This window comes from Chryseobacterium ginsenosidimutans (genome assembly GCF_039536845.1).
Lineage (GTDB): Bacteria > Bacteroidota > Bacteroidia > Flavobacteriales > Weeksellaceae > Chryseobacterium > Chryseobacterium ginsenosidimutans_B.
In genome coordinates, this window is sequence record NZ_BAAAZJ010000010.1 from 1 (window position 1) to 22,077 (window position 22,077).

Consider the following 22,077-nt stretch of genomic DNA (forward strand, 5'->3'; position numbering starts at 1 on the left):
TGTAGGAGTAGGAACCTACTGGGTTAAGCTTAAAACAGGAGAATGTGTTGTTACCCAAAATGTAAAAGTGTTCGCTTCGGAACAACCCGTGATTTCAAGTGTTGATATTTCAAGCAATACGATCACTGTGCATGTTGTGGGAGGAACTCCTTCTTACCAGTATTCGATGGACGGGATTCAATGGCAGGATTCCAATGAATTCAAAGACGTGCCGAGAGGTGACTCAAAAATCTATGTAAAAGACGCTTACGACTGTGAGCCCATCGTTGTTACCATCGTCGTTCCGAATCTTATCAATGTAATTACTCCAAACGGTGACGGAGTCAACGATGTGATCGATTATTCGGCTTTGGCAGGAAAACAGAACCTTGTATTCAATATATTCGACAGATACGGAGCAAAAATTCATCAGGCTGACCAATCCAACAAATACAAATGGGACGGAACCATAGCCGGAAGAAAAATCCCTACCGGAAGCTACTGGTTCTCAGTCTCATGGAACGAAAATGATAAGAAAAATACTCCCGTAAAATACGCAGGATGGATTCTTGTCAAAAATAGAGAGTAAATATTAATTATAAAACCTAATAAATATGAAAGTAAAAATATTTTTTGGAGCAATAGCACTCTTGTCAGCTTCTTTAATAGCTGCACAAAACTACCAGCAAATGCCTTTTTCATCCGGTCTTACCGCAGATGTAATTGCCAACGGAATCGGATCTTCTGCAATTTCTACAAGTACAGATGTAGATGGTGTATCATTCGCTTTTGTCTCAAGAGATTTTCAGTTAAATTCTTCAAGTACGCTGCTTACTTATGGCCTGCCAACTGACGGGCTTGTAAACAGCGTTGTAGCAACAACTCCCGGTTTAACTTATAAACTGGCAAGCTATAGTGCAAATAATTCTCTGAGACTTGCCAATCAAAATGATTCGGGAACATTAACCTTCTCGTCACCAATACCTGCTTTCAAATTATACATGCTTGCAACAAGCGGAAGTGGTGCTTCAACTGTAACGGTAACCGTAAACTTTACAGATGCAACTTCGCAGATAATAACAGGGGTAGTAGTTTCAGACTGGTACAACGCTACAGGATTTGCTATTCAAGGATTTGGAAGAATTAACAGAACAAATGATGTTTTGGAATCAGGCAGCGGAACAAACCCTAGATTATATCAGACTCTATTAAATATTGATGCTGCGAATCAGGCAAAACCTATTCAAAGTGTTACAATTACTAAAACTTCCACAGCCCAAGGTTATACAAATGTTTTTGCATTTTCTGCGGATGCCTATTCAGATTGTGTACCTCCGACATTGAATGCAGTCGGAACACTTACCGCAAATTCTGCAGCAGTTTCATGGACATCTCCAAGTGGAACTGTTCCCGCAAGTTATGATATATATTACAGTACAACCAACACCGCTCCAACAAATAGTACAACTCCCAACCTTCCGGGAGTTACAGGAACTTCTACAACAATTCCTGGTTTGAACCCGAATACTAATTATTATTACTGGGTAAGAGCAAACTGTAGTACAGGAACAAGCCAGAGTGCATGGTCATTCTCAGGTACATTTAAGACTTTATGTGGACCTATGACCTCTATGGCTGAGGATTTTGAATCTTATGCAACAGGAAATATTGTCCCTGATTGCTGGGCAAGAATTATTGATACAAATGGAAGTCAGACTATTACCACTACTACTCCTGTAGCTTCAGGTACCAAACATATTTATCAGTATAGTTCAACTACACAAAACCCGAGCACTGTTGTTCTTCCGCAATTCAGTAATATAAATGCAGGAACAAATTGGTTAAGATTTAAAGCAAGAGTTACTGCTGCAACAGGAACATTAAATGTAGGATATGTAACTGACCCTGCAAATAGCTCAACTTTTGTTCTGTTACAAGCTTTAAGTATTACCAATACAGTATATGCAACAGCAGGCAGCGAATATTCGGTTATTGTTCCTTCTTCTGTACCTGCAAATGCAAGATTGGCAATCAGAAATACTGCAGATGCAAAATCTTATTATTGGGATGATGTATATTGGGAAGCTACTCCCAGCTGTTTTGCCCCATCAGCACTAACTTCATCTAATGTATTGGCTAATTCTGCAAATATTTCCTGGACAGCTCCTGCTGCTACACCAGCAAATGGATATGAATATTATTATTCTACAAGCAGCACTGCTCCGACTGCAGCCACTGCAGCATCAGGAACAAGCGCATCAACATCCACTACTATAAACGGACTTGCTGCAGCTACAACTTACTATGTTTGGATAAGATCAGCATGTAGTTCTTCAAACAAGAGTTCATGGTGGGGATCTGTGACATTCACAACAGCTTGTGCAACTTTACCGGTTCCATTCGCTCAAACATTTGATAATGGAGTAGCTCCAAACTGTTGGACAAATATAAATCCGGGAAGTACAAGCGCTAACTTACTATGGAAATTTGCAGGAAATGCAGATTATGGAGCAAATCTGGCAAATAATGGAAGACCTGCCGGGACCTATGCTTGGGTAGATGCGAGTTCTCCATATAGCGGTTCTGGTTCTAATACTGTACAATTAGTAACCCCATCTATCAATTTAACAGGTTTAACTTCACCGTACATTTCATTTGAATGGTTTAAAAACCACTCTATGTCTACATCAACGACTGTAACTCCTTCAACATATGACAATAACAAACTTACAGTAGAGGTAAATGACGGAAACGGCTGGGTTTCTGTTTGGAGTGATACTTCAAACTCTAATCAGTGGAGACCTGTAGGAATTCCGTTAGCGGCTTCTTATATTGGAGCTACCATTCAGGTAAGATTTACAGTAGATAAAAATGTGAATGGTAACGGTTATTTTTATGATGATTTATTATTAGATAACGTAGAAGTGAAACAAAATCCTGTTTTAGCAACAAGCGAAGTTTCAACACTTAAAAATAATATCAAGGTTTATCCTAATCCTTTCAAAGATGTATTAAACATTTCAGAAATCGAAAAAGTAAAATCAGTAATCATCAGTGATGTTTCTGGAAGAGTTGTGAAAACAATAGACAATCCTTCAAAAGAAATCAATTTAAGTTTCTTGAATTCCGGATTATATTTAGTGACACTTCGTCTTAAAGATGGAACTCAATTTACTGTAAAAGCAATCAAAAACTAATTTATTAGATTTATATTTTTGCTGATGGCAGCTGCATTTTTATGTAGCTGCCATTTTTTTATATTAAAAATTGAAATCTAAACTTAGACTATTTAATAAGTTTTAAAATTACAAACGTTCAAAAATATTTGAAGGTTCTATTTTGGTAACTCAGGAAGAGAAATTCTTTCTGGTTTAGTTGATAAAGTTCGCAAAAATGCTTCTAATTGGGAAATTTCTTCATCCGATAATTCGAGCATTCTCACCATTCCGGATTTTTGAGAATGTAAGGTAATTCCTTCGTAAACGGTTGATCTTTTTTGCGAATATTCCGGGTTTCCTTTGCTGTAAAACTCAATTACTTCCGTTAAAGTCATCATTGATCCGTTGTGTTGCCAGGGTCCTGTTCGTGACACTTCGCGCAAACTCGGCACACGGAATTTTCCGGCATCTTCAGGAGTTTTTGTCACTAAATACCTTCCCAGATCCTCCCCTTTTTCACCTAATAATGATGTCCCAACATTTTCAAATTTATTATTAGAAAAATAGCCGGAATTATGACAGTTTATACACTGAGCTTTCGTCCTGAAAAGATGCAAACCCATCAATTCATCATTCGTATAAGCATCTGATTTCCCGTCAATAAACTTATCGAATTTGCTTGGAGAACTCTTTACCATTCTTTCAAAAGTGGCAATAGCCTTAGAAATTCTGTCTTTCGTAACCGATTTATCACCAAAGGCTTTTTCAAATAAAACTTCGTAGCCTTTTATTTTTCCGATTTTTCCTGCTGCGATATCGATGTGTTCGCTCATTTCCCTTTCATCCTGAATCGGCATCTGCGACTGCTCTTCTAAAGATTTTGCACGACCGTCCCAGAATAAAGATTTTGCATAGGCAACATTCAGAATACTCATGGCGTTTCGGGTTCCAAGCTGCCTGTCGTGCCCGAAAGAAAACGTCCTGTTATCGCACCAACCCAATTCAGGATCGTGACAGGAAGCACATGCAATCTGGTTTGATTTTGAAAGTCTCGGATCAAAAAAAAGTGTTTTTCCTAACAATTCTTTTTCTGCAGAATATTGATTGTCATCAGGAAACTGAACAACCGGCAAATGACCGATTTCTGAAAAAGAAGGTATTGATTCGGGGTCTAAAATTGGTTTTGGCCACTTCGAAGAATCACCCGAAGAATATAATTTTCTCAGGTTATCCATAAAAGCAACTTTTTGATTAGCTTCCTTTTGCACCGAATTACTTAAACAATTATTTAAAACAGAAGCTAAAAGAAATAAAACCAAAATCCAACTTAAAACATTCTTCATGATCATTCGGAGTTTTCAGCAAAAGTATAACATTTTTTAATTTTTATTAATTTGGAAATAGTCTGTATTAAAAATATTTAATCAAATAAAAATCTTCCTACCCCGTTACTACATTGAACTAATTACTATGAATAGCTATAATTTGCAGTTTTAGACAACAAAATTTCACGTTCTGTTCACATAATTGGGATTTAATAAATTATATTTAAACTTTTATATTCAAATAATAAACAAACTTAAATGCAGACATTATCCTTGAAAATTGCCACTTCCGCAGCAGCAATTTGTTTCAGCACAATCGTTTTTGCGCAACAAAAATACTCGGTAAGCGGCACTGTAAAAGATAAGAAGAATGGAGAATTATTAATCGGAGTCATCGTAAAAGTAGCTGAAGATCCTACAATTTCGGTAATCGCCAATGAATACGGTTTTTATTCTCTTTCACTTCCAAAAGGCACTTACAATCTGATCGTTTCAAATCCCGGCTTTAAAGATTTTCAGCAAAATATCAATGTTGAAGATAATATTAAGCAGGATTTACAGCTTGATTCGGGAGAAGCAGAAGAAAGAACGGGAAAAATAGATGAAGTTGTTATTTCCGGAATCAAAAAAGATAAAAATCTTACTTCCGCTCAGATGGGAACTGAAACTTTGAGCATTAAAAACATCGAAAAACTTCCTGTTTTATTCGGTGAAAAAGATGTTATGAAAACGATACAGCTTCTACCCGGAATCAAAAGTAACGGTGAAGGAAGCAGCGGATTCAGCGTGAGAGGTGGCGCAACCGACCAGAATCTTATCCTGCTTGATGAAGCGGCGGTTTACAATGCGTCACACTTGCTTGGTTTTTTCAGTACCTTCAACAGTGATGCCCTGAAAGACGCAAGTATCATCAAAGGAAACAGTCCGGCTCAGTATGGCGGTCGACTTTCTTCCGTTTTAGATGTTAAAATGAAGGATGGGAATAATAAAGATTACAACATCAACGGAGGAATTGGTTTGATAAGCAGCAGACTGAGTGTTGAAGGCCCTATTCAAAAAGAAAAATCCTCATTCATTGTTTCTGGAAGAAGAACATATGCCGATTTATTTTTAAAAGGAACTGACGATTTTAAAGACAGTAAATTATATTTTTATGATTTAAACTTAAAAGCCAATTATCAGATCAATGAAAACAACCGCCTTTATTTATCAGGATATTTCGGAAGAGATGTTTTAGGATTAGGCGATACTTTTTCTACAGATTGGGGAAATACAACGGCTACTTTACGCTGGAACAGTATTATCAGCAGCAAATTGTTCTCCAATACTTCATTGATTTACAGCAATTACAACTATAATGTAAGTCTCAGCAGCAACAATAATACGTTCGGACTTGATTCTAAAATTGAAGACTGGAATCTTAAGCAGGATTTTACATGGTTCGCTGGAAATAAACATTCTGTACGTTTCGGTTTACAGTCTATCTATCATACCATTACGCCAAGCAGTGCTTCGGGAACGAGTGTAAGCAGCTTTCCGAGAAATTCCAGAGATTCGTGGGAAAATGCAGTTTATATGAATGATGATTTTAAGGCAACTGAAAAATTAACAATCAATTACGGAGCAAGACTTTCGATGTTCAGTGTTTTAGGCGGCGACACTTTTAATACTTATCAAAACGGAAATCTTATAGGTTCTGAATTTTTAGAAAAAGGAAAATTCGGGAAAACATATGTCAATCTTGAGCCGAGAATTACAGCCAATTACAGAATTAATGAAGTGAGCAGTGTAAAAGGAGGTTATTCCAGAAATACACAGAATTTACATTTATTGAGTAACAGCGGAAGCGGAAATCCTACGGATCAATGGATTGGAAGCAGTTATACTGTAAAACCTGAAATTGCGGACCAAGTAAGTATCGGTTACAGCAGAAATTTCAACAATAATAATTATGAACTGAATGCTGAAGTTTATTACAAATCCATGCAAAATCAGATTGATTATAAAAATGGAGCGCAAATCTCTTTCGACACTGCAGCAGATGTAGAAAGTGAACTGTTATTCGGAAAAGGAAGAGCTTACGGTTTAGAATTAATCGCCAAAAAGAAAAGCGGAAAACTAACAGGCTGGATTTCCTATACTTTATCTAAAACAGAAAGAAAAATCAATGGAATTAATGATAATGAATGGTATGATGCAAGACAAGATAAAACCCATGATCTTTCAATTGTAGCAACTTATCAATTGAATCCGAAATGGTCTTTTTCAGGATTATTCCTTTACAGCACAGGAAATGCAGTGACTTTCCCAACAGGAAAATATGAACTGAACGGACAAACCGTTTTCCAGTACAGCAGCAGAAATGCAGACAGAATGCCCGCTTATCACAGAATGGATTTGAGTGCAACGTATGAACCGGTTACCAACAAACGTTTTAAAGGCTCTTGGTCATTCGGAATTTACAATGTTTACGGACGTGAAAATGCCTATACCATCACTTTTGAAGACAATCCTGACAAACCTGGAACAACTCGCGCAATGCAGACTTCATTGTTCCGTTGGGTACCAAACATCACTTATAATTTCAAATTTTAATTCATGAAAAACATATTTTTAATCATATTATCGCTGTTTTTAATTACTTCTTGTGAAAAGGAAATCGATTTAGATTTAGAAGATCAAAGCGGAAAAATCGTTATCGAAGGAAATGTGACCGACCAAGCCGGACCTTATTTTGTGAAAATAACAAAATCTGTAGCCGTTACAGAAGCCAATCAATATCCTGCCATAGAAAATGCACAGGTTGTTTTGAGTGATAATACAGGGCAAACTGAAACTCTGCAATATGTAGGAAACGGAACGTATAAAACATCAGCTTTTGTCGGACAATCCGGAAGAACTTATACATTAAAGATCAATGCTGAAGGACAGCAATATACCGCACAAAGCACAATGCCGCAAGCTGTTTCTTTTAACGGGTTGGATCAGGATTCTTTCATGGTTGGTGGTGAAACGAGTTATACACTTTTGCCTGTTTTTACAGATCCGTCACCTTTAGGGAACCGTTATCTTTTCGTTTATACGGTGAATAACAATCCTAAGAAATTCTTTTCGGATTTTTCTGATAATGTCAACAACGGAATGCCCAATCAAAGACCTTTGTTACTTCCTAATGACGATAGTGATGCAGACGACATCAAAGTAATTGCAGGCGATACAATTCACGTTGAAATGCAATGCATAGATGACAAAGTATATACCTACTACTCTGCTCTTCTCCAGCTTTCAGGAGGCGGTCCCGGTGGAGGAATTACGCCGACAAATCCTCCGAGTAACATCAGTAACGGAGCTTTGGGATATTTTTCAGCGCATACGGTCAGAACAAGAACTACAGTTATTCAATAAAAAATTTAAAATACAAAAAAGCTATTTGGAATATTCCAAATAGCTTTTTTTATCATCATAAATATCTCATTCTTCCAGTGTTGAAAATTTATTTGTAGAATTAATTCTATTTGATGTAACAAATATTCCCTAATAAGTGTCTTATAGATGAAACATAGTTTTTTACATGAAAAATATTTTGATACCAATTGCTTTATTGGCGGGCATTTTTACTTTTGCACAAACAGAAAAAGACACCATAAAATCGAAAGAGAAAGAAATTGAGGGAGTTACTGTAACCGTAAGAAAACCAACGGTAGAATCTAAAGCCGACAGAACGGTCTTCAATGTTTCCAACAGCTCAATTCTTGCAGGAAATACAACCTGGGATGTTCTAAGAATGACCCCTTTGGTAAGTATTGACAACAACGACGCCATAAAAGCTGAAGGAGAAACCGTTACCGTTTACATTAACGACAGAAAAACTGTTTTTACGGGAAAAGAATTAAAGGAATATTTAAAAACAATTCCTGCCGATAATCTGATGAAAATTGAAGTAATTACCAGCCCGTCTTCACGTTATGAAGCTACAGGATCAGTAATTAATATCGTTTTAAAAAAACGTGATGATGAAGGATTGAAAGGAAGTGTGACTTTTAATAACAGACAAAACACCAAAAACTCACAATACACGAATTTAAACCTTAATTATCACAAGAAAAACTTCACGCAGACATTCATCGGAGGTTACAGTGATAATACTTACGTTCAGAGAAGCTCAAGCTTGTATAATTGGTACGCCGATAATTCTACCAATCAGATTGACAGTTATGTGACGGGAAGAAGCAAGAGCCCTTCTTTTTCATCAACTTCAGAATTTGAAATCAATAATAAAAATACATTCGGGGTTATATTGGAATATTACCAGAGTAATTCTACCTCAAATTCCGAAGCGAGCAGAATAAATCATATCAATAGTATTTTTGACAGTTCTTCTGAGCAAAACCAAAACGCAACAGGGCTTAACCGTAACTTGGGAACCAATCTTTTTTATAAATGGTATGACAAGGAAAAGAATAAAATCTTAGATGTAAACGTAGGAACAAATTATTACGGTCAGTCTGAAGACAGTTATTTTATTAATAATATCATTTCAGTTACTGATGGTCCTTCAACAAAAGATATAGGCGTTCTTTCCGACACCGAAAACCGAAATTATTACTTAAAAGTAGACTACACTCAGCCTTTGGGAAAATCGGGAGCCACTTTCGAAGTCGGTGGAAAAACGAATTTTAATAATAACGTTGTTCCGAACAATTTATATGGAAATATGCTGAGCGGACTGAGCCCGAATGATATCTTCCATTACGAGGATAATATCAGTTCATTATATGCTAATTACAGTAAGACTTTCTTTAAAAAATTAGAAACGAGAATCGGTATCCGTTATGAATATATCGATTATAAAATGCGACAGGATGTTGCCGGGACATCAAGAAGAGATTCTTACGGAACTTTCCTGCCCAATTTATTATTAAAATATAATTTTTCAGACAAATATGATTTAAGTTTAACCTACAACCGAAATCTCTGGAGACCTTGGTACGCAGAGTTCAACCCTTTTATGACTCCCAATACAGACGGTATTTACAGCCGTGGAAACATGGATCTGGAGCCCAATCCAAGCGACAGAGTTTACATGAAACTGGGAATTTTAAAGAAATATTTTCTTTCGGCAAGGTATTCATTCACCGATCAGGATTATTGGACAGATTATGTACAGGGAGAAATTCCTGATGGTACAACGACTAAAAAAATTACCATTACGCAACCCTCCAATTTTAGCGGAAAAGTGCATAAATATTATCTTTATGCAAATACCAACCAAACATTTTTCAAAAATAAATTTACCGTAAATATGGGTCTCGGATGGTATTATATTGACAATAGTGATTTTAATCAAAAAAATAAACTTGAAGGCAATAGTTATATCAGTTATCTGAGTGCTTCAACCAATCTTTCATACACTAATCTTTTTAATAAAAATATCAATTTAAGTGCATGGGTTGAAGTTTCTAATCAGAATAACGGAAATTCCACCACCAATAAAGCGAATGTTTTTCATAATATTTCTGTTACCAAAATATTCCCGAAAACACAGATGGAAGTCAGTCTTCAGCTGATGAATATTTTCCAGAGACCAAATTATGATGCGACAACTTACAATACGGGAGGATATGTGAGAAGTGCCTCAAAATGGGACTGGTATGGAGCTTCCATTTCTTTTGTAAAACGTTTCGGAAACCAAAAAGTAAAAGAAAATACCAAAACCGATGTCGAGAAAAACGGCGGCGGCGGAAAATAATATCCTTAATGTTAATTATCAAAGCGGATGATGGATTGATTTTCATTGTCCGTTTTTTTTGTTTAAATAAAATTAAAAATCCCGTTTTAAGCTTAAATAAAAAATCATCCGTAATTTACATACAACCTTCATCGTTTTGCATACATCAACTCCATTATTTCTGATGAAATTTGTATAATAAAATCAAGAATATGAATTTGAAACACATTAAATTAGGAAGTCAGGGTTTGGAAATTCCAAAAATCGGTTTAGGATGCATGGGAATGACAGGTTTTGAAGAAGCAGACATGTACGGAGAAGCCGATGAAAGTGAAGCGATTGCAACCATCCATCGCTCATTCGAATTAGGTGGAAACTTTCTCGACACTGCCGATTTATACGGACCTTTAAAAAACGAACAACTCATCGCAAAAGCCATCGGAAACGATCGTGACAAATATATAATTGCCACAAAATTCGGCTGGGAAATCGATGATAATAACAAAGTAACCTGGGCAATCAACGGAACCAAAGAATATGTAAAAAAAGCCGTTGAAAGATCTCTGAAAAGCTTAAAAACAGATTACATCGATCTTTACTATATGCATCGATTAGATAAAAACACTCCGATCGAAGAAACTGTAGGAGCAATGAGTGATCTGGTAAAAGAGGGAAAAATAAAGTATATCGGATTGTCGGAAGTATCTTCTGAAACCGTAAAAAAAGCTCATGAAGTTCACCCGATTACAGCTGTACAAAGTGAATATTCTCTGTTTGAAAGAACCGTTGAAGAAAAAGGAGTTCTAAAAACTTTAAACGAATTAGGAATTGGTTTTGTAGCCTATTCACCTTTAGGACGTGGATTTTTATCCGGACAAATCCGTTCAATCGATGATCTTCCGGAAAATGATTTTCGTAGAGCAATTCCTCGTTTTCAGGGAGATTATTTTCAGAAAAATATCGAATTGGTAGAAGCGATTGAAAATATGGCAAAAGAAAAAGAAGTCACTTCTTCCCAACTGGCTTTAGCCTGGATCATGAGCAAAGGAATTGTTCCGATTCCGGGGACGAAACGCAGAAAATATGTTGAACAGAATATTGCATCAGCCAACATTCAATTAAGTGAAAATGATCTTCAGAAACTGGAAAGTATCGTACCTTTAGGAACCGATACAGGAGCGCCGTATGATGAATTCAGTATGGGCCTTTTAGATTATTAACCTTTACATTTGCAGTATGAATACGATCCAGTCCGTTTCCGCTTTTCACCGTTTGCTGTCGTTACCGGAGCCGAAGCATCCTTTGGTAAGCGTCATCAATTTATCCGAAAGTGTGTTTCTCGATGATGAAGTCTGGAAAGGTTTTGTCAATAGATTTTATTGTGTCGCTTTAAAAAAAGAAGCCACAGGAAAAGTGAGATACGGACAGCAACATTATGATTACGATAAAGGAGTTTTAAGCTTTACAGCTCCGAATCAGGTGCATTCGCTCGATTTACAGACGATAGATTGTGATGGTAAAGGTTATTTATTGATCTTTCATGAAGATTTTTTATTAAAACATCCTTTGGCACAAACTATTTTGAGCTTTGGGTTTTTCTCTTATTCTGTAAATGAAGCTTTGCATTTATCCGAAGATGAAGAAAATGATTTAATTGAAATATTACACAAAATCGATAAAGAATGTCAACATATCGACCGACATACGCAGGAAATTATCTTATCACAAATCGATTTGCTGTTAAACTATTCCAAACGGTTCTATGAAAGGCAATTCATCACCAGAAAAAACGGAAATCATCAGTTATTGGCTAAGTTTGAGCAATTTTTAAATGATTATTTTAATCAGGAACAGGCTGCAAAAAACGGACTTTTAACCGTTCAGCAAATTGCCGAAGCCATGAATCTTTCACCTAATTATTTAAGTGATCTTCTGAGAATTCATACCGGACAAAATACACAACAGCATATTCATGAAAAGCTCATCAGTAAAGCCAAAGAGAAACTCTCATCAACTCAGTTATCAATCAGCGAGATTGCTTATACATTAGGATTTGAACATGCACAGTCTTTCAGCACTTTATTTAAAAAGAAAACGAATATGGCTCCGCTGGAATTTAGGGCAAAATTTAAATTTAATTAGATTTTTAAATCCATATTTTAACTTTAAATCAATAAAAACCACCTTAAATTTAGGTGGTTTTACTTTTTTATATAAATTTCTTCAATTATTGCTTACGGATACGATATAATCTTCCGCCATCCGTTACTGCATAAAGATTATTATCCAAGCCTTGTGTAATATCTCTGAAACGCTGGTTTTCAGTGGCAAGAAGTCTTTCCTCTCCTACTACTTTATTATTTTCAAGAACCAGTCTTGCGATATGCATTCCGCTTAATGAAGCCACGAAAAGATTGTTTTGCCATTCCGGAATAGCATTTCCTTTGTAAAAAGTGATTCCGCTTGGAGAGATTACCGGATCCCAATAATAAACAGGCTGTTCCAACCCTGATTGTTGCTGAATTCCGGCTCCGATTGTAGCTCCGCTGTATTCAATTCCGTAAGTAATTGTTGGCCATCCGTAATTTTTACCCGCCAAAACCCTGTTGATTTCATCACCACCTCTCGGTCCGTGCTCACTTTGCCACAATTCTCCGGTTACAGGATGAATCGCAATTCCCTGCGGGTTTCTGTGCCCCATACTATACAATTCCGGTAAAGCTCCTGATTGTGTGAAAGTAGGATTTCCCGGAGCTGGCTGACCGCTTGTTGTAATTCTTAAAATTTTACCGACAGCCGCCGTTGCCGACTGAGCTAAAGGTCTTGTTGAAAGATCCGAACGCTCACCTGTACTTACAAATAAATTTCCTGTACTGTCAAATAAAATTCGTCCTCCGTAATGCAGATTTCCAACATTGGCTGAAGGATTTGCTCTGTAAATAACAACAGGATTTTCCACCGTCGTTTCAGCATTTGAAAGCCTGCCTTTTGCAACTGAAGTTACGTTTCCTCCTGCAACATTTTCAGAAAAAACCCAATATATCATTCTGTTGGATGTAAATTGCGGATCTACGCAGATTCCCAATAATCCACCTTGTCCTCCGGAATTTACAGCCGGAATTCCTGTAATGGCATTGCTTAATGTTCCGGTATTGCTTACAATCCGCATTGTTCCTCCTTTTTCTGTGATCAACAATCTTCCGTCCGGTAAACTTGTAATTCCCCAAGGCGCAGATAATGCTGAAGTTACAACTTCAGAAACATAGGCTGTGTTAGTTTTAACTCCATTTGCTCTGGTTTGTCCGGGAAATGCGGGTGGATAATTTGTGTTGGCTGCATTGGTTTCAACAGGAGGAAGCGTAGGTCCGTTATTGCCTCCGTTTTCATCAATAGTATCTGAACAGCCCGCAAAAAGCATCGATGATACAATCATTAAATGATTAGTTCTTATTTTCATATTTCAAAATTTTGGTGATTTGATAACTAAAGTCAGTGTTTTAATAACAAATAATTTGCCATAATTCACTTTTAGGTGTTTTTATTTAACATTATTCAACCGATTGCACAACGAAATAAGTTTATTCTATTTAATATTTATTCAATAACAATTGGGATATCAAGAAACGTAACTAAAAATAGTTCTCTGTAAGCTAGGCTTTGGCATAAATATTAATGTATGTAAGGAAATACTGCAGATGGAAAATATTTTAAAAAATAAAGACTTAATAAACAAATATTTAAGCTTAAGTATTAAAAAACAATTTAACTTAAATATTGATCTGAAAGGAGAATATGCTTTTGTGGAAAATCTTGTTTCAAAAAAAACAATTATTGCTGCTACTTTTTCGGATAAGATACTGTCAAAACCAATAATTAAAATGTTTTTATTATCAATTATTACACAAATTAACATCGGAAACTGCGATACCGATTTTATAAGAAACCAACTGAAAAACCTTTAGAAAGACCAAAGGAACGATATAAATAAATCCCCACAAAACTTATTGCAGGGATTTTTTAATGTATTTTAAAGAGTATTTTAGCTTCAGACCTGCTCTTGCAGATATTTTGCAACCTTGTCTTCAAGATCCTCGAGATTAAATGGTTTTGCAACATAATCATCCGCCTGAGCTTCTTCTGCCAAAGCCACGATATCATTATTCGCCGTCACATAAATCACAGGAATATTTTTAAATTCTTCGTGATTTTTCAGAAGCTTTGTTGCCTCCACACCACCGATTTTTGGAATCCAGTTATCCATCAGGATAACATCCGGTCTGTACTGCTCTACTTTTTCCAAAATATCATGCGAGGTTTCTGAAATTTCGACCTGATAACCATTCTCTTCAAAAATGATGGTGATCACTTCTAAAATCGCCGTATCATCATCAAAAATCAAAATTTTCTTTTTACTCATAATAGTTATATTTAACTTAGTTAGGGATTACTTACCTTATAATTGATTAATATAATTCGCTAAATTATCAGGTTTAATGATTAAATCATAATCAATTTCTTCGACAGCATGTTTCGGCATATAATTTACCTCCGCTGTTTCGGGATCCTGAATCCAGACTTGTCCTTTATTTTTTTTGATATATGCCAAACCTTCCACTCCATCGGCATTGGCACCGGATAACAATACTCCGATCATATTTTCACCATAAATTTCTGCCGCAGATCTGAAGGTAACATCAATCGACGGACGGGAATAATTCATCTTTTCCGAGCTGTCCAGAGACATTATTTTTTTATCTTCAAATAATAAATGATAATCTGCCGGAGCAATATATATTTTATTATTCTGAATTTCTGCCTTATCTTCAATTTCAATAACTTCCATCGATGAAAACTGCTGAAGCAAAGTCTGCAAAATATTGTTAGAATTTGCTTTACGGTGTACTACCAGCAAAATAGCAAAATTGAGTTCATCATCTAATTTTTTTATCATCTCCAAAATCACCTGCAAGCTTCCGGCAGAACCTCCTATCACAATTAATTCTGTATTTGTGTTTTTTGTTTTCATGGTAAAATTAGTTTAATGATGGTCTAGCTTTTTCCAGATTTTCTGTTCGTCAACCTGGTGATAATTTTTATCTAATTTAGAAAATCTTAAGGTTTCTTTTGCACCTAAAGCCAAAAATCCCAAATTTTCCAAACTGTTATCAAAAAGACGGAAAACCCTTTCCTGCAGACCTCGATCAAAATAAATCAAAACATTTCGACAGATAATCAACTGGAAACTGTTGAAAGAACTGTCGGAAACCAGATTATGCGTTGATAAAATAAGCTTTTCCTGAAGACTTTTATCAAATCTCACACTGTCATAATTCGCTGTATAATAATCTGAAAAATCTTTCTTACCACCTGATAACATGTAGTTTTCAGAATATAATTTCATTTGATTTAAGGGAAAAACTCCCGCTCTTGCCGTTTCCAAAACAGAAGGATTCAAATCTGTTCCGTAGATCAATGATTTATGATAAAGGTTGGCTTCTTTCAGTAAAATTGCTATCGAATAAGCTTCTTCTCCCGTTGAGCAGCCTGCAACCCAAATCCGGATTAAGGGATAAGTACCCAACTGCGGTAAAATCTTTTCTCTCAGAGTCTTAAAAAACTGTGGATCACGAAACATTTCCGTTACGTTAACAGTAATTTCTTCGATAAATCGTTTCAGATATTCAGGATCATTAAGAACGGTATATCGAAGTTCTGCAAAACTCGTAAACCTGTCAATCAGACAGATACGATTCACCCTGCGTTTGAAAGACGCTCTGCTGTATTCGGAAAAATCGTAGCCATACATTTCATGAACATCCTTGATCAAGTATTCTACCTCTTCATCTTTTACAATACTCGGTTCCAGCATGCACTACAGTTTTTCAATGGCGTTAATTAATTGATCCACGTCTATCGGTTTAGATATATAATCCTGAGCTCCCGCATCCAGACATTTCTGTCGGTCTTCCGGCATTGCCTGTGCGGTAACTGCAATTACAGGAACCGTACTGATAGAAGGAGTATTTCTTATAATTCTGATCGCTTCATAACCATCCATTTCAGGCATCATCATGTCCATCAAAACAGCTGTAAACTGATTGTCTTTCTTTAAAATATCAATCGCCTCCTGCGCCATTGTGCTGCTTTCAATCTGATAACCACGGGTTTTTAAGGTCAGTTTTAGAGCAAATATATTACGTGGATCATCGTCCACAATTAAAATTTTCTTATTCATCAGAATTCTAGCTGTTTAACTTTCATATAACCAAACTCGAAGTAAGGACAATAATTGATCGATATCCACAGGTTTTGAAATGTAATCCGAAGCTCCTGCCGTGATACACTTTTCACGCTCCCCAATCATAGATTTTGCTGTAATGGCAATAATCGGCAACCTTGTAAACATCGGCATTTTTCTAATCTGCTTTATTGTTTCGTAGCCATCCATCTCCGGCATCATCATATCCATTAAAATAACATCGACATCAGGATTTTCTTTAATCTGTTGCAACGCATGTTTTCCATCCATTGCGACTACAACTTCTACTTTATATTTTTCTAAAGCTTTGGTTAAAGAGAAAATATTACGGACATCATCATCGGTAATTAAGATTTTTTTACCACTCAGAACTTCCGTTAAAGAACCTAAAGTTTTACTTCTTACATTTTCAATTGAGTTATTTTTTTCTTCAACCAAATGTAAAAAAAGACCAACTTCATCCAAAATTCTCTGATAAGAGTGCGCCGTTTTCACAACAATAGAATCGGCGTACTGCTTGATTTTCAGTTCTTCGGATTTAGACAAATTATGTTCTGTGAAAATAATGATCGGCAGATTTTCCAGTCCGTCATTACTTTTTATAGATTCAATCACTTGATATTCATTACCTTTTGAAGATCCAATGTCCAGAATTACACAATCTACATGATCTGTCGTAAATGCTTTTACACTGTCTTCCACATTATTTTCAACCGATAACGAAATATTAAAATTGCTTAGGAAGTAAGACAAGGCACTTGCATGCTTGGCATTTTCTTCAACAATCAGTACTTTCTGAGAGCCTTTTTGTAAAGCTTCTTCAATCTTTCTGAAAATATCTGTCATCTGATCCAAAGCAACAGGTTTGTTGATAAAATCAATTGCTCCTTTCATCAGACTTTCTTTTTTCACATGTAATACAGACATCATGTGAACCGGAATATGTTTCGTTTCAGGATTGGATTTTAATTCGTCCATTACCTGCCATCCGTCTTTTACAGGCAGCTGAACATCCAGCAAAATGGCTTGCGGACGATATTGCAACGCTGCAGATAAACCATAATCTCCTCTCACTTCCACAACTGCTTTATAGTTTTGTAAATGAGCATATTTCAGAAGAGCTTTTGCAAAATTCGTATCATCTTCAATAATCAGAATTACTTTATCGCCTTCGTTAATATAATTTCTGTCATCGGCTACATTTTCCGGAATTTCTAATAAATTGGTTGATCGGGCAATTTCAACTTCTCCATCCTCCAAAATATTCTGAATTTCTTCAACATCTTCACGGATAATTTCCACCAAATCCTGATCTGTTTCAATATGATCAATCTCGGGAATTGCTTTTACAGGAATTGTTAAACTGAATTCACTTCCTTCATTCACCTTACTTTGAAGAATCAATTCTCCGCCCAATAATCTTGCAATTTCACGGCTTATTGATAAGCCCAAACCTGTTCCTCCGAATTTTCTTCTCGTAGAACCATCTGCCTGCTGGAAAGCCTCGAAAATAATTCTCTGCTTATCTTCTGCAATTCCGATTCCTGTATCTTTTACTGAAAATACGATGAAATCAGCTCTTTTCGGATCTTTTTTAATATTTAAATTAATACTTCCTTCTTCCGTAAACTTAATAGCATTTGATAATAGGTTTCTCAATACCTGATCTACACGAAGCCTGTCGGTTTCAATAGATTTTTTAACATCATTGTCGATCTGAATATTGAACTGAAGCCTTTTTTCCTGAACAACAGGATTAAATAAGCTTTTTAAATCCTTTACAATCTCGTCAATTGTAATATCCTGATATTCAAGTGTCATTTTTCCGGATTCGATTTTGGCAAGATCCAGAATTTCATCAATTAAAGTTAATAAGCTGCTTCCTGAACTTTGGATCACTTTTGCGGATTCTATCTGATCTTCATTTAAATTTTCGTCAGGATTCTCTGCCATCAAGCGTGATAAAAGAAGGATCGAATTTAAAGGAGTACGCAGTTCATGAGACATATTTGCAAGGAATTCAGACTTATATTTTGTACTTAAAGCCAATTCCTCCACCTTTTTCTGAATTTCGTTGTTTCGTTCGGCGATCAGGTGGTTTTTATCTTCCAATAATCTTGAACGTTCCTCCAGTTCAGCATTTGCCTGCATCAATTCTTCCTGCTGAACTTTTAATTCTTCTTCAGAAGCCTGCAATTTTTGCGTCTGAGCTTCCAGTTCTGTATTTAAGTTTTCTAATTCAGAATGCTGAACCTGCAATTCTTCCGATTGCGCCTGAGTTTCTTCCAGCAATTGCTGTTCTTTTTCACGACCTTTTGCCGCACTTAGAGCAATTCCTATATTTCGGCTGCACTCGGTGAAATAATTAATTCTGTCTTCCTCAAAATTGGAGGTAGATCCCAATTCTAAAACGCCGATATTTGTATGTCCGTCCGAGAAAATCGGAATTAATAATATTCCGTAGATTTTTATGGTGCTGCTTGCAAAAGTTACTACAAAATCATCCTCATGAAGATTGTTGTAAACCTGTATTTTTTCATTAATAAAAGTCTGACCAACCATTCCTTCTCCCGGCTCGAAAGTTTTTTTCATATTACCTTCCAAGCCAAAAGCGGTATTTAACTTTAAAACTCCTTCGTCATAGAGATATAATGCACCATTAATACAGTTCCCATATTCAACCAGCTGATTTAAAGACTCTTCAGAAACTTCTTTTACAGTTTTGTTTCCAACCAGAGATTCATTCAAAATGGCTAGACCTTTCTGACGCCAGTCACTTTTATTAATGGTATCAAAAGAGTTTTTAAGCGATTCGGTCATATGATTCAATGATCCGACTAAATCCCCAAGATCATCTTCCGAATTATCTACCACTTTCTGGCTGTAATCTCCACTGGCGACTCTATTTGCAATCTGCTGAATTGCACTCACGCGTCTGTTGATTTCCAAATCTTTTGCTTTAAGCATTTTCTCCAGCTTATCTCTTCGGATCAGATCTGCTCTTAATTTGATATAGAAAAATGTCGTGACAATAATCGCCGCAATTGCTGAAAAAATGATGAATAAAACTGTCGTATCCGAGGAACGATTAAGATCTTTATTCTTTATTGCAAGCTGATTTTCTTCGTATTGCACAAAATCACGAACGATCTGTCGGCATTTATCCATGTAAGTTTTGCTGAGCAGAACCTGCTGTTGTGTCATGACGATTCCATTTCGTCTGTTTTCTACAAAATACTTCAGATTGCTGATATTACTGTCAACATTTTTCTTCAGATCATTCAGGCGATCGACCTGATTTTTATCCTTAATATTTAATTCTTCTGCTCTTTCAAATATTTTTGGATATTCAATTAAACTGCGGTTGTAAGGCTCCAGAAAATTTTGTTTTCCTGTCAATTGATATCCTCTGCTTCCTGTTTCGGCATCCAGAAGAGCAATCAATATGTCTTTTACGGCAGTGATGGAACGTCGGCTTTGAGATAAGCTTTCGCGGTGCTCCATTTGGTTCTGAATGCTTATATAAGATGCAACTGAACTCGCAATTAAGATCAGTAGCGAAAGTCCTACTCCAAACTGAAGATTTCTTATGATTTTTTTCGGCATAGAAATTAATTTAAAGGTAACGTGAAATAAAATGTAGAACCTTCGTCTACTTTACTGGAAACTCCGATGCTTCCGTGATGCTGTTTGATGATTTCGGAGCAGATGAAAAGACCGATTCCCATTCCCTGAAACTGAAGTGAAGATTCTTCAACACGATAAAATTTATTAAACACAGCTTCCTGTTTGAAGTCAGGAATTCCGATTCCGAAGTCGGTAACATTTACTTTTACTTCCTGTTCTTCTTCGTCCACAAAGGTTGTTACGATAACCTGATTATTTTGAGGAGAATATTTGATAGCGTTTGTTAAGAAATTAATCAAAACCTGTTCAATCCGGATTTCATCAAGCGGAATTAAAATATCAGATATAATCCCGTCATGTTTTATTTTTACATTATTCTCATGAGTCTGCAATATGGTTTCGATTGCATTAGTGATAACATTTCCAAGATTAGTCGGCTTTTTATTGATTTTCAGCTTGCCATTTTCAATTTTAGAAACATCCAGCAAATCTGTAATCAAAGTATTCAATTTGTCAATCTGATCCTGAACTTTTGTTACAAATCCTGCTTCAGCACTTTCTTTATTGAGCTTTAATTTTCGTTCTAATAGCTGAACATAAGCTTTAATACTCGTTAAAGGAGTTTTCAATTCATGACTGGCAATACTTAAAAACTCATCCTTTTCTTTTTCAACTTTCTTCTGATCATCAATATCTGTAAAAGTTCCGACCCAGTTTTTAATACTATTTTCTTCACGAACAGGAGTTACCCGAAGCAAGTGATAGCGATAATTTCCGGTCTCAATATTTTTGATTCTGACTTCCAGCTCAAGTGCTTTTCCTTTCTTTTTGCAGCGTTCAAATTCTTCTTTGATATTAAGATCATCGGGATGAGTTTCCGGAAAATCCTGCTCAGAATCTGAATATTGAAACCATTTTACATTGACAAAGTCGACAATTCCTTCTTCATTTAACGTAAAAGCAATTTGTGGTAAAGATTCCAGCATTAAGTGGAAATGATCGATCTGAGATTTCATTGTAACCTGAGACTCTCTTCTACCTTTTACTTCTAATTCCAGACTTTGCTGAGTTTTTTTCATTGCAATATTCTGTTCCTGAAGATTGTAAAAAGTTTTCACTTTAAGCATCAGAATTTCAGGATCTACAGGCTTTGTCACATAATCCTTTCCTCCGGAAGCATACCCACGTGTTATGAATTTTTTCTCGGTATTTACGGCAGACAAAAATATAATAGGAACTTCCTTTGTTTTGCTGTAACCAGCTAACGTTTCGGCAACTTCGAAACCATCCATATCGGGCATCTGCACATCCAAAATAATTAAGGCATAGTCATTTTTCAATGCTTTTCCTAAAGCCTCTTCTCCAGAATCAGCTGTATCCACCTGAAAATCTTTAGACTCTAATAATTTTTTTAAGGAGTAAAGATTACTTTGGTTATCATCAACAATTAAGATCATAGAAACGTAAAATCAATAATTAATTATATTTTCTTTAGTTTCAAAAATACTTACAATATTTCGAAAAACAGTCATTTTTTAACTATTATAGATGCAGATACCACATTTTCGAGCTGTTTAATTACTTTTTTAGAAAAAGTTTCAATCAAAGATTTTAAAAATTTCTTACTCCAATTCAGCACTTTAATAGTAAAAAATTAACCTAATCTAACTTTTAGGTTAAAATTATATTTTCACAAAAATACTCACGGCACAATGTTTGAATATTAAAAGGCATCACTTTTTCACTTAAATATATTTTCAAATTTAACCCCTGTTTTTTGCAGGGGTTTCGTTTATAGTTTATATATTTGCACCGAATTTCTCATGTTTAATTTGAGTTTTCATGGTTATTAGTTTTTAATCCCCGTCGCAAGTCGGGGATTTTTTTGTAAAAAAAACACAATTAATGTAATATAAATTTGGCCTATCAAAAGCTTTTAAAAGCCATTGTGATCCTACTTTTCAGCTTACCAATAAGCTTAAAGTATTTAATATGTTATTC

At 35.8% G+C, this 22,077-nt stretch carries 16 protein-coding genes; 8 read left to right on the forward strand and 8 right to left on the reverse strand.

The window, feature by feature from the left end; all coding sequences use genetic code 11:
- Both ABD745_RS12175 and ABD745_RS12180 read left to right on the forward strand, forming a co-directional pair.
- The coding region (locus ABD745_RS12175) for a T9SS type B sorting domain-containing protein (RefSeq protein WP_344830083.1) at positions 1 to 568 on the forward strand (568 nt) is incomplete at its 5' end.
- Positions 569 to 593: 25 nt separating this feature from the next.
- Complete coding sequence (locus tag ABD745_RS12180; RefSeq protein ID WP_344830086.1) at positions 594 to 3,176, forward strand: fibronectin type III domain-containing protein; 2,583 nt, start codon at positions 594 to 596, stop codon at positions 3,174 to 3,176.
- 137 nt (positions 3,177 to 3,313) lie between these two features.
- Here ABD745_RS12180 and ABD745_RS12185 read toward each other — a convergent pair whose 3' ends face one another.
- Positions 3,314 to 4,480 carry a cytochrome-c peroxidase gene (locus tag ABD745_RS12185; RefSeq protein ID WP_344830089.1) on the reverse strand — a complete coding sequence of 389 codons (1,167 nt, stop codon included), beginning with the start codon at positions 4,478 to 4,480 and terminating at the stop codon, positions 3,314 to 3,316.
- A gap of 240 nt (positions 4,481 to 4,720) precedes the next feature.
- Here ABD745_RS12185 and ABD745_RS12190 point away from each other — a divergent pair, with 240 nt between their 5' ends.
- From ABD745_RS12190 to ABD745_RS12210, 5 genes are all read left to right on the forward strand, one after another.
- Entirely contained in the window at positions 4,721 to 7,057 is a 2,337-nt protein-coding gene (locus tag ABD745_RS12190; protein ID WP_344830092.1) for a TonB-dependent receptor, read from the forward strand.
- 3 nt (positions 7,058 to 7,060) lie between these two features.
- Entirely contained in the window at positions 7,061 to 7,867 is an 807-nt protein-coding gene (locus ABD745_RS12195) for a DUF4249 domain-containing protein (RefSeq protein ID WP_344830095.1), read from the forward strand.
- Positions 7,868 to 8,033: 166 nt separating this feature from the next.
- On the forward strand, positions 8,034 to 10,211 hold the full coding sequence (locus tag ABD745_RS12200; protein ID WP_344830097.1) for an outer membrane beta-barrel protein: 2,178 nt from the start codon (positions 8,034 to 8,036) through the stop codon (positions 10,209 to 10,211).
- Between the two features lie 191 nt (positions 10,212 to 10,402).
- Positions 10,403 to 11,410, forward strand: coding sequence for an aldo/keto reductase (locus tag ABD745_RS12205; protein ID WP_344830099.1), 1,008 nt, complete (start codon positions 10,403 to 10,405; stop codon positions 11,408 to 11,410).
- Positions 11,411 to 11,426: 16 nt separating this feature from the next.
- Complete coding sequence (locus tag ABD745_RS12210) at positions 11,427 to 12,332, forward strand: helix-turn-helix domain-containing protein (protein ID WP_344830101.1); 906 nt, start codon at positions 11,427 to 11,429, stop codon at positions 12,330 to 12,332.
- A gap of 85 nt (positions 12,333 to 12,417) precedes the next feature.
- On the opposite strand, the gene ABD745_RS12215 is transcribed toward ABD745_RS12210, so the two are convergent.
- Positions 12,418 to 13,647 carry a PQQ-dependent sugar dehydrogenase gene (locus tag ABD745_RS12215; protein WP_344830103.1) on the reverse strand — a complete coding sequence of 410 codons (1,230 nt, stop codon included), beginning with the start codon at positions 13,645 to 13,647 and terminating at the stop codon, positions 12,418 to 12,420.
- Positions 13,648 to 13,885: 238 nt separating this feature from the next.
- Here ABD745_RS12215 and ABD745_RS12220 point away from each other — a divergent pair, with 238 nt between their 5' ends.
- Complete coding sequence (locus ABD745_RS12220) at positions 13,886 to 14,152, forward strand: hypothetical protein (RefSeq protein WP_344830106.1); 267 nt, start codon at positions 13,886 to 13,888, stop codon at positions 14,150 to 14,152.
- An 83-nt stretch (positions 14,153 to 14,235) separates the two neighbouring features.
- Here the strand turns inward: ABD745_RS12220 and ABD745_RS12225 are convergent, their stop codons facing one another.
- Genes ABD745_RS12225 through ABD745_RS12250 form a run of 6 tightly spaced genes read right to left on the reverse strand, consistent with a single transcriptional unit; the run spans position 14,236 to position 21,533 of the window.
- Positions 14,236 to 14,607 (reverse strand): response regulator, encoded by a 372-nt coding sequence (locus ABD745_RS12225; RefSeq protein ID WP_344830109.1) that lies wholly within the window; start codon positions 14,605 to 14,607, stop codon positions 14,236 to 14,238.
- Positions 14,608 to 14,643: 36 nt separating this feature from the next.
- Positions 14,644 to 15,216, reverse strand: coding sequence for a chemotaxis protein CheB (locus tag ABD745_RS12230; protein ID WP_344830111.1), 573 nt, complete (start codon positions 15,214 to 15,216; stop codon positions 14,644 to 14,646).
- Positions 15,217 to 15,228: 12 nt separating this feature from the next.
- Entirely contained in the window at positions 15,229 to 16,059 is an 831-nt protein-coding gene (locus ABD745_RS12235) for a CheR family methyltransferase (RefSeq protein ID WP_344830113.1), read from the reverse strand.
- Positions 16,060 to 16,062: 3 nt separating this feature from the next.
- Positions 16,063 to 16,425 (reverse strand): response regulator, encoded by a 363-nt coding sequence (locus tag ABD745_RS12240; protein WP_344830115.1) that lies wholly within the window; start codon positions 16,423 to 16,425, stop codon positions 16,063 to 16,065.
- A 15-nt stretch (positions 16,426 to 16,440) separates the two neighbouring features.
- Positions 16,441 to 20,055, reverse strand: coding sequence for a response regulator (locus ABD745_RS12245; protein WP_344830117.1), 3,615 nt, complete (start codon positions 20,053 to 20,055; stop codon positions 16,441 to 16,443).
- A gap of 5 nt (positions 20,056 to 20,060) precedes the next feature.
- A complete protein-coding gene (locus ABD745_RS12250) occupies positions 20,061 to 21,533 on the reverse strand; it encodes a hybrid sensor histidine kinase/response regulator (RefSeq protein WP_344830119.1) in 1,473 nt (490 codons plus the stop codon).
- Between the last annotated feature and the right edge of the window lie 544 nt (positions 21,534 to 22,077).

Coding starts and splice junctions, on each gene's coding strand:
- ABD745_RS12180 (WP_344830086.1), top strand. CDS start 594: ATGAAAGTAAAAATATTTTTTGGAGCAATAGCACTCTTGTCAGCTTCT.
- ABD745_RS12185 (WP_344830089.1), bottom strand. CDS start 4,480: ATGAAGAATGTTTTAAGTTGGATTTTGGTTTTATTTCTTTTAGCTTCT.
- ABD745_RS12190 (WP_344830092.1), top strand. CDS start 4,721: ATGCAGACATTATCCTTGAAAATTGCCACTTCCGCAGCAGCAATTTGT.
- ABD745_RS12195 (WP_344830095.1), top strand. CDS start 7,061: ATGAAAAACATATTTTTAATCATATTATCGCTGTTTTTAATTACTTCT.
- ABD745_RS12200 (WP_344830097.1), top strand. CDS start 8,034: ATGAAAAATATTTTGATACCAATTGCTTTATTGGCGGGCATTTTTACT.
- ABD745_RS12205 (WP_344830099.1), top strand. CDS start 10,403: ATGAATTTGAAACACATTAAATTAGGAAGTCAGGGTTTGGAAATTCCA.
- ABD745_RS12210 (WP_344830101.1), top strand. CDS start 11,427: ATGAATACGATCCAGTCCGTTTCCGCTTTTCACCGTTTGCTGTCGTTA.
- ABD745_RS12215 (WP_344830103.1), bottom strand. CDS start 13,647: ATGAAAATAAGAACTAATCATTTAATGATTGTATCATCGATGCTTTTT.
- ABD745_RS12220 (WP_344830106.1), top strand. CDS start 13,886: ATGGAAAATATTTTAAAAAATAAAGACTTAATAAACAAATATTTAAGC.
- ABD745_RS12225 (WP_344830109.1), bottom strand. CDS start 14,607: ATGAGTAAAAAGAAAATTTTGATTTTTGATGATGATACGGCGATTTTA.
- ABD745_RS12230 (WP_344830111.1), bottom strand. CDS start 15,216: ATGAAAACAAAAAACACAAATACAGAATTAATTGTGATAGGAGGTTCT.
- ABD745_RS12235 (WP_344830113.1), bottom strand. CDS start 16,059: ATGCTGGAACCGAGTATTGTAAAAGATGAAGAGGTAGAATACTTGATC.
- ABD745_RS12240 (WP_344830115.1), bottom strand. CDS start 16,425: ATGAATAAGAAAATTTTAATTGTGGACGATGATCCACGTAATATATTT.
- ABD745_RS12245 (WP_344830117.1), bottom strand. CDS start 20,055: ATGCCGAAAAAAATCATAAGAAATCTTCAGTTTGGAGTAGGACTTTCG.
- ABD745_RS12250 (WP_344830119.1), bottom strand. CDS start 21,533: ATGATCTTAATTGTTGATGATAACCAAAGTAATCTTTACTCCTTAAAA.